This is a genomic window from Duganella aquatilis (assembly GCF_009674565.1).
In the GTDB taxonomy this organism is placed as follows: Bacteria; Pseudomonadota; Gammaproteobacteria; order Burkholderiales; family Burkholderiaceae_D; genus Rugamonas; species Rugamonas aquatilis.
The window spans coordinates 124,905-139,739 of sequence record NZ_WKJL01000005.1 but is presented as its reverse complement, the minus strand read 5'-3'; the positions used below and the strand labels follow the sequence as shown (position 1 = coordinate 139,739).

The following is a 14,835-nucleotide window of genomic DNA, read 5'->3' as shown; positions in this document are numbered from 1 at the left end:
ACTCTGAAGTTTCAATCGTGTTTTACTTTGTGGCAAAACGGTATTAGTATGGCTTATCGTTTTCAAATTTTATAAGCTTGCCTTATGGACAATCTGGATTATCGGGCGTTGGCCGTGCTGGATGCGGTGGTCAGCCAGGGCAGCTTTGAGAAGGCGGCTTTGGCGCTCGGCATCAGCCAGTCGGCCGTGTCCCAGCGCATCAAGGCGCTGGAGGATGCGGCCGGGCGCCTGCTGATCGTGCGCGGCCAGCCGGCCGTGCCGACCGGGCTGGGCCAGCGGCTGGTGTCCCACCACCGCAACGTCAAGCTGATGGAAGCAGCGCTGGACATCGACCTCGGCAACCAGGTCAGCATGCCGGAGATTGCGCTGGCGGTGGACGCCGCCAGCCTGGCGACGTGGTTCCCGCTGAGTTTGCAGCCGCTGCTGTCGCCGCCGCGCTGCCAGTTGAACGTGCAGCTGGCAAGCACGGAGCTGGCGCTGCATCTGGTGCGCGAAGGCAGCGTGTTCGGCTGCGTGGCGGCCGGTGCGGCCGAGCCGCAGGCCAACGGCCCGCAGGTGACGCCGCTGGGCCACATGCGCTACGTCTGCGTGGCCACCAAGGCATTTGCCAACCACTGGTTCGGCGACGGCTTCCTGATCGAGGCGGCGCAGCTGGCGCCGGCCGTGGTCAGCGACCGCGACATGATGGATGCTTTCCTGCACCAGGCGCTGGCGCTGCGCGGCGCCTATCCGCATCACACGCTGCCGCTGTCGGCGGCCACCAGCGAGTGCGTGTTCGGCGGCCTGGCGTATGGCCTGATGCCGCAGCCCGAAGTGGCGGCGGCGCTGGCCGACGAGCGGCTGGTGGATCTGGCGCCCGGCCAGCATGTCGACGTGCCGCTCAACTGGTACGCCTGGAACCTCGACACGCCGTTCACCCGCGCGCTGTCCGAGCAGATCGTGACGACCGCCCGGCGCTACCTGTTGCCGGCTTAAATATCCAGCGGATCGACTTCCAGCGACCATTTCACGCGGCTCTTCATTTCCTTGAGAGTGAGCATCCACTCCTTCAGAAACGCTTGCAGCGCCGGCCTTGACGGCGACTCGACCAGCAGCTGCGCACGGTCGACGTTGTACACCCGCGTCATGGTCATCGGGATCGGATCGTTGATGGTGATGCCCGGATGCTCCATGCAATCGCGGGCCATGGTCAGGAATTCGATCGCCGTGGCCAGCTCGCGCGCCTCGGCCCGCAGCAGCGCCTGGAACAGATAGGGCGGCAGCGCGGCCTGCTCGCGCTCCTCCAGCAGCGCCGTGGCGAAGTGGTCGTAATCGTGGTGCACCACCGCGCCGTACAGCGGGTGCTGCGGATAGCGCGTCTGGATCAGCACCTCGCTCGGAATGCCGGCCCGTCCGGCGCGGCCGGCCACCTGCATCAGCTGTGCGAACAGCCGCTCGCTGGCGCGGTAGTCCTGCGAAAACAGCGCCGTGTCCGGATTCATGATGCCCACCAGCGTCAGCTTCTTGAAGTCATGCCCCTTGGCGACCATCTGCGTGCCGATCAGGATATCCACCTCGCCCCGGTGCACCGTGTCGAAGGCCTCCTGCGCGCTGCCCTTCTTGCGGGTGGAGTCGGCGTCGATGCGCAGGATGCGCGCCTCCGGGAACATGGCCTGCAAGCCTTCCTCGACGCGCTGCGTGCCGCGTCCCAGCGGTTGCAGGTCGACGTTGCCGCAGGTCGGGCAATGGCGCGGAATGCGCATCTCCAGGCTGCAATGGTGGCAGCGCAGCCGGTGCTCCGGACGGTGCAGCACCATGAACGAGGTGCAGCGCGTGCATTCGCTGACCCAGCCGCACGATTCGCAGCAGATCACCGGCGCATAGCCGCGCCGGTTCAGGAACAGCAGCGACTGTTCGCCGCGCTCCAGGCGCTGCTTGATGGCCGCCACCAGCCGCGACGTCAGACCGTCGGACGGCTTGTCGCGCTCCATGTCGACCAGCTTGACGGTCGGCAGCACGGCGTTCTGCACCGCGCGCTCGCGCAGCTCCAGCTTGCGGTAGCGGCCGGACTGGGCATGGTGCCAGCTTTCCAGCGACGGCGTGGCCGAACCCAGCACGATCGGAATCTGCAACTGCCAGGCGCGCCACACGGCCAGGTCGCGCGCCGAATAGCGCAGGCCTTCCTGCTGCTTGTACGAGGGATCGTGCTCCTCGTCGATGATGATCAGCTTCAGATGCGGCAGCGACGACAGTATCGCCAGCCGCGTGCCCAGCACGATGCGCGCCTTGCCATGGTGCGCGGCCAGCCAGTGCAGCATGCGCTCGCCCTCGGACAGGCTGCTGTGCAAAGTGGCCAGCATCACGCCGGGGAAGCGCGCGCGGATATTGCCTTCCAGCTGGGGCGTCAGGTTGATCTCCGGCACCAGGATCAGGATCTGGCCCTCGGGCTCGCGCGCCAGCACCTGGGCGCAGGCTTGCAGATAGACCTCGGTCTTGCCGCTGCCGGTGACGCCGTACAGCAAGGTCGGCTTGAAGCCCTGCTGGCCGCCGATGGCGTCCGCCGCCGCCTGCTGCGAGGCGTTCAGCACCGGCATGTCGACCGGCGCCGGATCGTGCGCCGGCGCCACCTTGGCCAGCTTTTTCAGCGCCCGGTCCAGCGCCACCGTGGTCAGCACGCGCAGATTCTTCGGCAGGCCGGGCAGCGCCACCTCGCCCAGCGGACGCTGATAGTAATCGGCGGCAAAGCCGGCCAGCGCCAGCCACTGCGCCGACAGCGGCGACAGCTGGCTGCGCACGGCCAGCGCGTCCTTCAGCTTGTCGGCCGGCACATCGGTCTGGTCGGCCACGCCGACGATCAGTCCCACCACCTCGCGCCGCGCGAACGACACCAGCGCCAGCTGGCCGATTTGCGGCCGCTCGGCGGGATCGCACTCCCAGCGGTAATCGAACACCGCGTTGAGCGGCGTATCAATCGCGATTTGCAGGTAACAGAGGCGTGGATTATTCATGCTGCACCTTGCGAAAAACCGGGTGCTGTATGTATCCACAGTTTCTGTGGATAACTTTGTGGACAATGGAATCTTAATCCCCGGAAAGCCATGACATCCAAGTTGGTATCGTCGTAAACCGGGCAAAAATTCAAAATTTTTTCTCTTTAAAATCAGTTACTTGGAAAATGCTTCCTAGGGGAAGAAAAATCGCCGCCGTTTCTGCTCAGCTGTGCATAAGTGAAGTATTTAGGATACTTTTTGCACCGAAATCAAGCACTTTTTTGCGCTTATCCACTGCTTTGCGGTGCACCATCGTTCCAAATTTTATCCTTATGCTCACACCAAGCTTTGCGTCCTGATAACTAGCTTGGCAAGCCTGCTATTTTTGCCTAAAAATCGTGCAGCGCAACATGAATCTCAGGTCAAACAGCAATATTATGGCTAAGTCACGGTTTACTAAGTCATTTTATTTCTTGTCCACAGTTTTTGTGGATAACTTTGTGGAAAATGAAGAAATAAACTGGATCCGCCTTTCCCAGAGTGTTTACGGCTTGCTAAACATTGCTCTATGAACCACGAAATTTATCGTTAAAAATCAACAACTTGAAACATGCTCCGGGGCTAGGCGAAATGCACTGCCTGTTATTTCCGCAGCAAAAAAAATTGTGCATAAGTCAGTCTGCACAGACTGCTCGCACCAATGAAAAAGGGCACGTTTCTTCCGAAACGTGCCCCGAGACGGACGCCAATCAGCCTGCGCGCTGCGCCTTGCTGTAGGTATGCACGGCTTCCACCATGGCCGCCACGTTTTCCGGCGGGGTGAACTGCGAAATGCCGTGGCCCAGGTTGAAGACGTGGCCGCTGCCGCTGATGCCCGGCTTGCCGAAGGCATCCAGCACCTTGTGGACTTCGGCGGTGATCTGGTCCGGGCTGGCGAACAGGATGGCCGGATCCAGGTTGCCCTGCAGGGCGACCTTGTGGCCGACCTTGTGACGCGCTTGGGTCAGGTTGGCGGTCCAGTCCAGGCCCAGCGCGTCGGCGCCGATGTCGGCGATTTCCTCGATCCAGTGGCCGCCGCCCTTGGTGAACACGATGGCCGGGATCTTGACGCCGTCCTTTTCGCGTTTCAGCAGCGCCACCACCTGGCGCATGTATTTCAGCGAGAACTCCTGGTAGGCGCCGTCGGCCAGCGCACCGCCCCACGAGTCGAAGATCATCACGGCTTGCGCGCCGGCGTCGATCTGGGCGTTCAGGTACTCGGCCACCGCCTTGGCATTGGTGTCGAGGATGAAGCGCATCAGGTCAGGGCGGTTGTACAGCATCTTCTTGATGTTGTGGAACTCGCGCGAGCCTTCGCCTTCGACCATGTAGCAGGCCAGCGTCCACGGGCTGCCGGAGAAGCCGATCAGCGGCACGCGGCCATTCAGCTCGGTGCGGATCTGGGTCACGGCCTTGAACACGTAGTCCAGCGAACCCGGTTCCGGCTGGCGCAGGGCCAGCACGTCGGCTTCGGTCTTCAGCGGACGCTCGAATTTCGGTCCTTCGCCTTCGACGAAGTGCAGGCCCAGGCCCATCGCGTCCGGCACCGTCAGGATGTCGGAAAACAGGATGGCGGCGTCCAGCGGGAAGCGGTCCAGCGGCTGGATGGTCACCTCGGTGGCGTAGTCCGGATTGGTGGCCAGGCCCATGAAGGAGCCGGCCTTGGCGCGGGTGGCGCGGTATTCAGGCAGATACCTTCCCGCCTGGCGCATCAGCCACACAGGGGTGTAGTCGGTGGGCTGGCGCAGCAACGCGCGCAGGAAGGTGTCATTCTTGAGCGGAGCAAATTGTGGCATGGAAGGCAATCAAAGACATTCAAAGCGGCTATTATCGCATCCCGCGCCGCTTTTTTTTTCGCGACGCTTTCTCTATCATGCGTAGCACCCTGCGTTGACCCTTTCTGGAGTAGCCATGACATCGACCGTATCGCCTACCATCGCCGCCTATGGCGCCTGGCCTTCGACCATCAGCGCCGCGCGCGTGGCGGCCGGGGCGACACCGCTGTCCTCGCTGATGCTGGGCGGGTCCGACGGCAGCGATATCTTCTGGCTGGCCGGCCGCGCGGCGGAAGCGGGACGCAACACGCTGCTGCGCTACCACGGCGCCACCACCGAGGAACTGACGCCGGCGCCGTTCAATGTGCGCTCGCGGGTGCATGAATACGGCGGCGGCGCCTATGCGGTGGATGGCGAGATGGTGTACTTCTCGCATTTCAAGGATAACTGCGTCTACCGCATGGCCGCCGGTGAGGCGCCAATCGCGGTCACACAGGCCGGCAAGCAGCGCTTCGCCGATTTCGTCGTGGACCGCGCGCGCAACCGCCTGATCGGTGTGCGCGAGCTGCATGGCGACGACGGGCACGCGCAGCCCACCAACACCCTCTGCGCGATCGACATCGCCACCGGCGCCGAAACGGTGCTGGCTGAAGGCGCCGACTTCTATTCGTCGCCGCGGCTGTCGCCGGACGGCCGCGCGCTGGCCTGGTTGAGCTGGGATCATCCGCGCATGCCGTGGCAGGGCACCACCCTGTGGCTGGCCGGCGTCAACGCCGACGGCACGCTGGCCGCGCCGGTGCGCATCGCCGGCGGCGAAGAAGAGTCCATCTGCCAGCCCGAGTGGTCGCCGGACAACCTGCTGCACTTCGTCTCCGACCGCAGCGGCTGGTGGAACCTGTACCGCCTGTGCGCCGACCGCCAGCGCATCGAAGGCCTGTGCCCGATGGAAGCCGAATTCGCCTCCCCGCACTGGACCTTCGGCAACAGCATGTACGGCTTCCGCTCGGCCAGCGAAATCATCTGCACCTATATCGACAAGGGCGTGAGCCGCCTGGCGCGCCTGCTGCCGGGCAGCGGCAAGCTGGAAGCCATCGCCAATCCCTACGAGGAAATCCGCGAACTGCGCGTCGGTCCCGGCTACATCGCCATGCTGGCCGGCGGCCCTACCATCCCGATGGAACTGGCGCGCATCGACTTCACCGAAGAAGGCGTGGAAATCCTGGCGCAGTCGATTGAAGAGCTGCCGGACGAGGCCAACCTCTCCATCCCGGCCAGCATCAGCTACCCAAGCGCCGGTGGCCGCACCTCGCACGCCTTCTACTACCCGCCGCGCAACCGCGACGTGCGGGCGCCGGCAGGCAGCAAGCCGCCGGTGATCGTCATCAGCCACGGCGGCCCGACCGGCATGACCGTCAACACGCTGAACCTCAAGACGCAGTACTGGACCAGCCGCGGCTTCGGCGTGCTGGACGTGAACTACGGCGGCAGCACCGGCTTCGGCCGCGCCTACCGCGACCTGCTCAAGGGTCAGTGGGGCATCGTCGACGTCGAAGACTGCGTGGCCGGCGCCCAGGCGCTGGTGGAGCGCGGCCTGGCCGACGGCGACCGTCTGATCATCCGTGGCGGCAGCGCCGGCGGCCTGACCACGCTGTGCGCGCTGACCTTCCACGACGTCTTCAAGGCCGGCGCCAGCTACTACGGCGTCTCCGACCTCAAGGGCCTGGACCAGGACTCGCACAAGTTCGAATCGCACTACAATGAATACCTGATCGCGCCGAAAGCGCAGGCCGACGCCATCTACCAGCAACGCTCGCCGATCAACCACACCGACAAGCTTTCGCGCCCGATGATCTTCTTCCAGGGCCTGGACGACAAGGTGGTGCCGCCGCAGCAATCGGAAATGATGGTGGACGCGCTGAAGAAACGCGGCATCCCGGTAGAATACGTGCCGCTCGAAGGCGAAGGCCACGGCTTCCGCAAAGCCGAAAACATCATCCGCACGCTGGAAGCGGAACTGAACTTCTATCAAAACATCTTTGGCTTGAATAACGCATGACCGATCCCAAGCTGCTCGCCGAATTCGACGCGCTGCCCTTCAACGAAAAAATGATCCTCGCCCTGCTCGCCCTGATCGGCGAGCCGGCCGGACGCACGCTGGTGCTCGATCACCTGATCCACGCGCGCATTGAATTCGATGACGACGGCAACCTGTACACGGTGGGCACGCTGGACGAAGCCCTGCAAAAACTGGAGCGCCTGGCCTTCATCAGCGTGGTGACGGGACGCGGCTTTGTCTGCAATCCCAAGCTGCGCTGGCCCGCGCTGCGCGCCGCCATCGGCACCCATGCGCTGGAAGACCTGTGCGCCGCCTACGCCGAACTGGTGCCGATGCGCCAGACCTGGAACAGCATGGAACCGCGCAGCTACCGCGCCGGCATGGCGCGCCTGCGCATGGGCCTCTTGCGCGGCCACGGCCCGCAGCAGATCCAGCAGGTGCTGGCCTTCTGCCTGGGCAGCTACGAAGCGGCGCAGCTGCATCCTATCGTCGACATCTTCGGCCGGCCGTTCGAGCCGGGCATGATCGCGCTGGTCAACCCGCTGCTGCAGGACGACGTGCTGGCGGTCCTGATGCACAACGCCCAGCATGAACCGGCCACCGCGCCGGCCATCCGCGAATTCTGCGAGATGCACATGCAGCGTCGCCACGGCGACATCAACGCCGAACTGCGCATGGCCATGGCGGAAGACGCGCTGCTGTGCGGCCGCCTGGATGACGCCAAGCGCTATCTGGAACGCACCGCCGGCCCGCAAAGCCAATACCTCGCCAGCGTCATCGTGCTGCTGCGCGGCGCCGCCAGCGCCGCCATCATCGGCTTCGACGCCGCGCTGAAAACCCTGCGCCGCGACACCGGCAAGCGCAAGCACCTGTTTGCCGGCATGGGCAGCTACCTGTACCTGCTGTCGATGCTGCGCAGCGGCGACGCCAAGCACTTGAAGGCGGTGGAAGCCTACCTGGAAATCGCCGTCAAGCTGCCGAAGAACCACGACAGCTCGGTGCACCAGCAGATCGACATGCTGCGCCAGGTCCGCGCCGGCGTCATGCAGACCGACGCCATCGCCAACCTGGCGTGGGAACCGGGCCTGCAAACGCAGGTGTTTCAGTTCCTGCTGTACTTCTGGCTCTCGCTGCCGCAACTGCAGGAGCGCAAGGAGCAGTTGCAGGAGCTGGTGAAGAACGCCGAGCGCGCCGGCTATATGTTCATCGCCGGCCAGGCCGCGGCGCTGCTGGGCCAGATGGGCGACGCCGAGATGCAGACGCACGCGCAGGCGCTGCGCTCGCGCTTCGGTTTCCCCGACCTGAGCACCTGGTTCGAACGGCAGGAAGGCTGGCAGCGCCAGCTCACCGCGCTGATCAACCTGCACCAGCCGTCCGCGCCCGATGCGGCGGGCAGCTCGCGCCTGGTGTGGCTGCTGACCTACGATAACCGCCACGGCCTGACCGACATCGTGCCGCTGGAGCAGAAGCGCGATGCGCGCGGCCTGTGGAGCAAGGGCCGCGCCGTGGGCCTGAAGCGCCTGCGCTTCGAATCCGAGCAGTTCGATTTCCTGACGCCGCAGGACATCCGCGCGGCGGAAGCGATCACCGTCGCCCATCGCGGCTACCAGTCCACCGGCCTGACCTACGAGATCGACCCGCAGCGCGCCGCGCCGACGCTGGTGAATCACCCGCTGCTGTTCTGGTCCGACCTGCCGGACATGCGCGTCGAGATGCTGTCCGGCGAGCCTGAACTGCTGATCAAGAAAAGTCCGGGCAACCTGGAACTGCGCTTGCAGCCGCCGATCCCCGACGACAGCTCCTCGGTGGTGATCACCAAGGAAACCCCAACCCGCCTGCGCGTGGTCACCATCCTCGACGAACACCGCCGCATCGCCGCCATCGTCGGCGATGCGCTGAATGTGCCGGCGCACGCGGAGCAGCAGGTGCTGTCCGCTATCAGCGCCATCTCGTCGCTGGTGACGGTGCAATCGGAAATCGGCGGCGCCGCGCCGGACATGGAGCAGATGGAGGCCGACATGCGCCTGCACCTGCACCTGCTGCCGTATCAGCACGGTCTGAAGATGCAGATCCTGGTGCGGCCGCTGGTCAACGGCGCCTACTACAAGCCGGGCGACGGCGCCGACAGCGTGATCGCCGACATCGGCGGCAAGCCGGTGCAGGCGCGTCGCAAACTGATCGACGAACGCGATGCGGAGCGCGACCTGATCGCCAAATGCCCGGTGCTGGAATCGGCGGAACAGGACCACGGCGAATGGCTGCTCGGCCAGCCGGCGCTGTGCCTGCAATTGCTGGTGGAGTTGCAGGAGCTGGACCCGGCCAGCATCGTCATCGCCTGGCCGGAAGGCGAAAGCTTCCGCGTCACTGCCAAGGTCGAGACCAAGCATCTGCGCCTCGCCATCAAGAGCAACAAGGACTGGTTCGCGGCCAGCGGTGAACTGAAGGTCGATGAAGACAAGGTGATCGACCTGCGCACGCTGCTGGAGATGATGCAGAAAAGCCAGGGCCGCTTCGTCGAACTGGGCGAGAACCGCTACATGGCGCTCACCGAAGAGTTGTACCGCCGCCTGCAGGAAGTCTCGGCCTACGGCGAGATCACCGCCGACGGCGTGCGCGTGCATCCGCTGGCCTCCTTCGCGCTGGAAGAACTGGCCGACGACGTCGGCGGCCTGAAATCCGACAAGCTGTGGAAAGAGCACCTGGCGCGCATGCAGGAGCAGACTGTCTTTGAGCCGCAGCTGCCAAGCACCCTGCAGGCGGAGCTACGCGACTACCAGGTCGAGGGCTACAACTGGCTGTCGCGCCTCGCGCATTGGGGCGTGGGCGCCTGCCTGGCCGACGACATGGGCCTCGGCAAAACCCTGCAGGCGCTGGCGCTGATGCTATCGCGCGCACCGCAAGGCCCGACGCTGGTGATCGCGCCGACCTCGGTCTGCATGAACTGGATGAGCGAAGCCGCGCGCTTCGCGCCGACGCTGAACGTGCAGCTGTTCGGCGCCGGCGACCGCGCCGAAGTGCTGAACAATCTGCACGCCTACGACGTGGTGGTGACCAGCTACGGCCTGCTGCAGCTGGAATCGCCGCTGTTTGCGGGCGTGCAGTGGAACACCATCGTGCTCGATGAAGCGCAGGCCATCAAGAACGCCGCCACCAAGCGCTCGGCCGCCGTGATGGCGCTGAAGGGCGACTTCCGCATCGCCGTCACCGGCACGCCGCTGGAAAACCACCTCGGCGAATTGTGGAACCTGTTCCGCTTCATCAATCCCGGCCTGCTGGGCAGCATCGAGCAATTCAACCTGCGCTTCGCCGCGCCGATTGAAAAGCCGCAGGATCACCGCGCCGAACTGGGCGCGCGCAAGCGCCTGCGCCGTTTGATCCAGCCGTTCATCCTGCGCCGCACCAAGGCGCAGGTGCTGACCGAGCTGCCGTCGCGTACCGAGATCACGCTGGAAGTCGACCTGTCGGCCGACGAAACGGCGCTGTACGAATCGCTGCGCCGCGCCGCGCTGGAAAATCTGGAAGCAGTCGAAGGACCGGCCGAGAAGAAATCGATCCAGATCCTGGCCGAGATCATGAAGCTGCGCCGCGCCTGCTGCAATCCGAACCTGATCGCACCGGAACTGAACCTGGCCAGCAGCAAGCTGGCGGCCTTCGCGCACCTGCTGGAAGGCCTGCTGGAGAACAAGCACAAGGTGCTGGTATTCAGCCAGTTCGTCGACCACCTGGCGCTGATTCGCGACCATCTGGACGCGCAGGGCGTCAGCTACCAGTACCTGGACGGCTCGACCTCCATGGCCGACCGCAAGAAGCGCGTGGACGCCTTCCAGGCCGGCGTCGGCGACGTGTTCCTGATTTCGCTGAAGGCGGGCGGCGTCGGCATCAACCTGACGGCGGCCGATTACGTGATCCACATGGACCCATGGTGGAATCCGGCGGTGGAAGACCAGGCCTCCGACCGCGCGCACCGCATGGGCCAGTTGCGGCCGGTGACCATCTACCGCCTGGTGGCGCGCCACACCATCGAGGAAGGCATCGTCGACCTGCACCAGCACAAGCGCGACCTGGCCGACAGCCTGCTGGAGGGCAGCGATGTCAGCGGCCGCATGTCGGCCGGCGAAATGTTAGCGATGCTGCAAGAGGGCTTGAAAAAGTAATTCGGCTTGTATCGAGCGCTCTCAAGCGGTCGGATTAGTGATAATCTCCTCCGCTTCAGATACAAGGCTGCATAATGATGATTAAGACAAGATTTGCATTGGCTGCGCTGATGGCGGCTCTTGCCGCCGCGCCAGCCGGCGCCGCCACACACCACCACAAGGCTGCTCCCACCAAGAAAAGCAGCGCCAAGGCCAGCACCAGCAAGGCCAAGAGCACCAAATCCACCAAGAGCAAAGGCAAGTCAACGGCCAAGTCGCCCGGCAAGACCAAGGCTGTCGCCGCGGTTGCCGCCGTGCCGGCGCTGAAGGTCGCGGCCGAGCGCTGGCAGGACCGGCAGTTCGACAACCTGAGCAACCAGTTCCTCAACGCCCTGTGGCGCATCGATTCGGAAAGCGCGATCTACGCCGGCAAGTACGACACCGCCGCCACGCTGACCGTGTTCGACAAGGCGGAGCAGGACAAGGAACTGGCCTTCATCGACGACTGGAAGCAGCGCCTGACCGCCGTCAACGCCGGCAAGCTGGCGCCCAAGCAGCGCACCGACCTGGCGCTGCTGCTCAACAAGCTCGATGGCGACCGCTTCCGCCTGACCACCTTGCGCGAGTGGGAATGGAATCCGGCCAGCTACAACGTCGCCGGTCCGATCGACCTGATCCTCAACACCGAATACGCGGCCCAGCCGCAGCGCCTGCGCACGCTGCTCAAGCGCATCGCCAGCATTCCGGCCTACTACGAGGCGGCGCGCGCCAACATCGTCAATCCGACGCGCGAGCACACCCGCCTGGCGATTGCGCAGGCGCCCGGCGTGCAGGCGCTGCTGGCCGAGGTCGACAAGGTGGCGCAGGCCTCGATCCTGACGCCGGTGGAGAAGCAGCAGTACACGCAGCGCGTCAACGCGGCCTTGATGGCGGTGGACGGCTACGTGGCTTTCCTGACCGAGATGGACAAGCAGATGGACAGCAGGGGCCGTCGCACTTTCCGCCTGGGCAAGGAGCTGTATGAGCAGAAGTTTGCCTACGATATCCAGTCCGGCAGCACCGCCGAGCAGACCTATCAGAAAGCCCTGGCGGCGCGCGAAGAGCTGCTGGCGAATATGGACAAGCTGTCCGACGAGCTGTGGGACAAGACCATGGGCGGCGCCGCCAGGCCGGCCGACCGCTTTGCCAAGATCGGCATGGTGATCGACAAGCTGTCGGCGCGTCACGTGGCGCGCGAGGATTTCGTCAGCGAGATCAAGCGCCAGATTCCGGTGTTGCAGGATTGGGTGATCAGCCACAACCTGCTGACGCTGGATCCGAACAAGCAGCTGGAAGTGCGCGCGACGCCGGCCTACCAGGCCGGTGTGGCGGGCGCCAGCATCGATGCGCCGGGGCCGTATCGTCCGCAGGACCGCACGTACTACAACGTGACGCCGCTGGACGGCGCGACGCCGGAAGCAGCCGAGAGCAGCCTGCGCGAGTACAACTACTGGATCCTGCAGATCCTGAATATCCACGAGGCGATTCCGGGCCACTATGCGCAGCTGGTCTACGCCAACCGCTCGCCGTCGATCGTCAAATCGATCTTCGGCAATGGCGCGATGGTGGAAGGCTGGGCGGTGTATGGCGAGCGCATGATGCTGGAGTCCGGCTACGGCGACAACGCGCCGGAGATGTGGCTGATGTGGTCGAAGTGGAATCTGCGCAGCGTGACCAACACGATACTCGACTACAGCGTGCACGTGCTGGGCATGACGGAAGAGCAGGCGGTGGATCTGCTGCAGCGCCAGGCGTTCCAGACGCATAGTGAGGCGGTGGAGAAATGGCATCGCGTGCAGGTGTCGTCGGTGCAGCTGACCAGCTACTTCAGCGGCTACAGCGAGATCATGGAATTGCGCGAGCAGCGCAAGCAGCAGCTGGGCGCCAGCTTCAACCTGAAGCAGTTCCACGAGCAATTCCTCAGCTACGGCAGCGCGCCGGTGCGCGTGATCAAGGGCTTGATGACGCAGTAGTCCTGCGTTCGCTCAAACAGATGGGCATGTGATTCGATACGATGGAGAACGGCTGTGAATCAGCCGTTTTCTGCTACGATCAAATCGGGGAGGTAACATGAATATGCCCATCAAATTCGACACCCTTGAATACACCAGAAGTCTGATTGAAGCCGGCATCCCGGCGCCTCAGGCCGAGGCGCAAGCCGCAGCGCTGAGTCAGGCAATGGCCGAAGCCACTGTCGCGCCAAGCGAGCTGGTGCTGCTCAGAACCGACATGACCGCGCGCATCGAAATGTTGCGTATCGAAATGAACGAGAAATTCGATGCGCTTCGTGCCGAAATGAATGCCAAACTGGAGGCGCTGGAAGAGCAATTCAATTCCAAACTGGAGGCGCTGGAAGAGCGATTCAATGCCAAGCTGGAAGCACTCGAAGGGCGATTCAATGCCAAGCTGGAAGCGCTGGAGCAGCGCTTGCGGGCATATATCGACCGCAAGCTGGTTACCGTCTATTGGATGGTGGGAATTTCACTGGCATTGCATGCCGTTACGATCGGCATGCTGGTGCGGGTCATCGACCGCTTGCCCTAGCTCAGGCTTTTTCTTCCGGGGCCGTGGACATGCGTACGAACATCGGCGCCACCAGCAGGCCCAGCTCGAACAGCAGGCACATCGGAATCGCCAGCGAGAACATGCTGACCGCATCCGGCGGCGTCACAATCGCGGCCACCACAAAGGCGCCGACGATCGCATAAGGACGAATCTCCTTCAGCTTGGCCACCGTGACCAGACCCATGCGCACCAGGATCACCACCACCACCGGCACCTCGAACGTCGCGCCAAACGCCAGGCACATCGACATCACGAAATCCAGGTAGTTCTCGATGTCCGGCGTCACCGCGATCGACTGCGGCGAAAACTCGGCAATGAACTGGAACACCCGGCCGAACACCAGGAAGTAGCAGAACGCCACGCCCGACATGAACAGCACCGACGACGAAATCACCAGCGGCGCGATCAGCCGCTTCTCATGCGCATACAGGCCGGGCGCCACAAACGCCCACAGCTGGTACAGCACCCACGGCAGCGACAGGATGATGGAAATCACCAGGGTCACCTTCATCGGCACCAGGAACGGCGAGATCACGCCGGTGGCGATCATCTTCGAGCCGACCGGCAGCGAACGGATCATCGGCTCGGCGATGATGTCGTAGATGTGCGAAGGCCCCGGCCAGATCATCAGGCCGATGCAGACCAGCGCAATGCCGATCGACGCCTTGACCAAACGATCCCGCAGTTCGATCAGGTGAGAGATAAAGGTCTCTTCGCCCTGGTTAGGTGTAGTCATTTAATAGAAAGAGCTGTTGGTAGGACCACGCGGACGGAAGCGGGCCACCCGCGCCGCCCCGGACGTCACGTGCATCTTGCCGCCAGTGCGCTGCTTGTACCAGTTGGGAATGGCCGAATTGCGCACCAGCTTCTTGCGGCGGAACTCGCGCGCCTTGCGCGACAGGTCGTCCGGGGTCACGCTGTTGAACGAACTATGCGAATACGCGGACGAGGACGTATCGTTGCCGATCTCGGTGAAGGCGTTTTCCACTTCCGCCATATTCTGCGAAATCGAGTTTTCCACGTCCGTCTTGACTGCCATGGCCGCGTCCTGCACTTCCTTTTGCAGGTTTTTCAACTCTTCCAGCTCGATCTCGCGCGTGACTTCGGATTTCACGTCGTTCAGATAACGCTGGGCGCGGCCGTACAGCGTCCCGGCCATGCGCGCCACCTTGGGCAGCTTTTCAGGACCGATGACGACCAGCGCAATCACGCCGATGACAGCAAGTTTGGTAAGACCGAGATCGATCATAAGAAGGCGC

The 14,835-nt window shown here is 63.8% G+C and carries 9 protein-coding genes; 5 read left to right on the top strand and 4 right to left on the bottom strand.

What is annotated here, in order from left to right; all coding sequences use genetic code 11:
• Nucleotides 1-84 precede the first annotated feature (84 nt).
• Complete coding sequence (locus GJ698_RS10010) at nt 85-975, top strand: ArgP/LysG family DNA-binding transcriptional regulator (protein WP_154357472.1); 891 nt, start codon at nt 85-87, stop codon at nt 973-975.
• Here the strand turns inward: GJ698_RS10010 and GJ698_RS10005 are convergent.
• Together GJ698_RS10005 and hemE are read right to left on the bottom strand one after the other, a co-directional pair.
• Complete coding sequence (locus tag GJ698_RS10005) at nt 972-2,987, bottom strand: primosomal protein N' (protein WP_154357471.1); 2,016 nt, start codon at nt 2,985-2,987, stop codon at nt 972-974. The genes GJ698_RS10010 and GJ698_RS10005 overlap by 4 nt on opposite strands.
• A gap of 731 nt (nt 2,988-3,718) precedes the next feature.
• The gene (hemE, locus tag GJ698_RS10000; RefSeq protein ID WP_154357470.1) at nt 3,719-4,804 is read right to left on the bottom strand and encodes a uroporphyrinogen decarboxylase; all 1,086 of its coding nucleotides are present in this window, start codon (nt 4,802-4,804) and stop codon (nt 3,719-3,721) included.
• Between the two features lie 115 nt (nt 4,805-4,919).
• Between hemE and GJ698_RS09995 the strand changes: the two genes are divergently transcribed.
• The 4 genes from GJ698_RS09995 to GJ698_RS09980 all read left to right on the top strand — a co-directional run bounded on the left by GJ698_RS09995 (nt 4,920) and on the right by GJ698_RS09980 (nt 13,555).
• Nucleotides 4,920-6,839 (top strand): S9 family peptidase, encoded by a 1,920-nt coding sequence (locus tag GJ698_RS09995; RefSeq protein ID WP_154357469.1) that lies wholly within the window; start codon nt 4,920-4,922, stop codon nt 6,837-6,839.
• The gene (locus GJ698_RS09990; RefSeq protein ID WP_154357468.1) at nt 6,836-10,993 is read left to right on the top strand and encodes a DEAD/DEAH box helicase; all 4,158 of its coding nucleotides are present in this window, start codon (nt 6,836-6,838) and stop codon (nt 10,991-10,993) included. The genes GJ698_RS09995 and GJ698_RS09990 overlap by 4 nt, the downstream gene beginning before the upstream one ends.
• A gap of 77 nt (nt 10,994-11,070) precedes the next feature.
• Nucleotides 11,071-12,984: a DUF885 domain-containing protein gene (locus tag GJ698_RS09985; RefSeq protein WP_154357608.1), complete on the top strand. Its 1,914-nt coding sequence runs from the start codon at nt 11,071-11,073 to the stop codon at nt 12,982-12,984.
• A gap of 97 nt (nt 12,985-13,081) precedes the next feature.
• A complete protein-coding gene (locus tag GJ698_RS09980) occupies nt 13,082-13,555 on the top strand; it encodes a hypothetical protein (RefSeq protein WP_154357467.1) in 474 nt (157 codons plus the stop codon).
• Nucleotide 13,556: 1 nt separating this feature from the next.
• On the opposite strand, the gene tatC is transcribed toward GJ698_RS09980, so the two are convergent.
• Both tatC and tatB read right to left on the bottom strand, forming a co-directional pair.
• Complete coding sequence (gene tatC, locus GJ698_RS09975) at nt 13,557-14,312, bottom strand: twin-arginine translocase subunit TatC (protein ID WP_154357466.1); 756 nt, start codon at nt 14,310-14,312, stop codon at nt 13,557-13,559.
• Nucleotides 14,313-14,825 carry a Sec-independent protein translocase protein TatB gene (tatB, locus tag GJ698_RS09970; RefSeq protein WP_154357465.1) on the bottom strand — a complete coding sequence of 171 codons (513 nt, stop codon included), beginning with the start codon at nt 14,823-14,825 and terminating at the stop codon, nt 14,313-14,315.
• Between the last annotated feature and the right edge of the window lie 10 nt (nt 14,826-14,835).

Excerpts from the sequence above, each read along its gene's own strand:
- GJ698_RS10010 (WP_154357472.1), top strand. The coding sequence starts at position 85 with ATGGACAATCTGGATTATCGGGCGTTGGCCGTGCTGGATGCGGTGGTC.
- GJ698_RS10005 (WP_154357471.1), bottom strand. The coding sequence starts at position 2,987 with ATGAATAATCCACGCCTCTGTTACCTGCAAATCGCGATTGATACGCCG.
- hemE (WP_154357470.1), bottom strand. The coding sequence starts at position 4,804 with ATGCCACAATTTGCTCCGCTCAAGAATGACACCTTCCTGCGCGCGTTG.
- GJ698_RS09995 (WP_154357469.1), top strand. The coding sequence starts at position 4,920 with ATGACATCGACCGTATCGCCTACCATCGCCGCCTATGGCGCCTGGCCT.
- GJ698_RS09990 (WP_154357468.1), top strand. The coding sequence starts at position 6,836 with ATGACCGATCCCAAGCTGCTCGCCGAATTCGACGCGCTGCCCTTCAAC.
- GJ698_RS09985 (WP_154357608.1), top strand. The coding sequence starts at position 11,071 with ATGATTAAGACAAGATTTGCATTGGCTGCGCTGATGGCGGCTCTTGCC.
- GJ698_RS09980 (WP_154357467.1), top strand. The coding sequence starts at position 13,082 with ATGAATATGCCCATCAAATTCGACACCCTTGAATACACCAGAAGTCTG.
- tatC (WP_154357466.1), bottom strand. The coding sequence starts at position 14,312 with ATGACTACACCTAACCAGGGCGAAGAGACCTTTATCTCTCACCTGATC.
- tatB (WP_154357465.1), bottom strand. The coding sequence starts at position 14,825 with ATGATCGATCTCGGTCTTACCAAACTTGCTGTCATCGGCGTGATTGCG.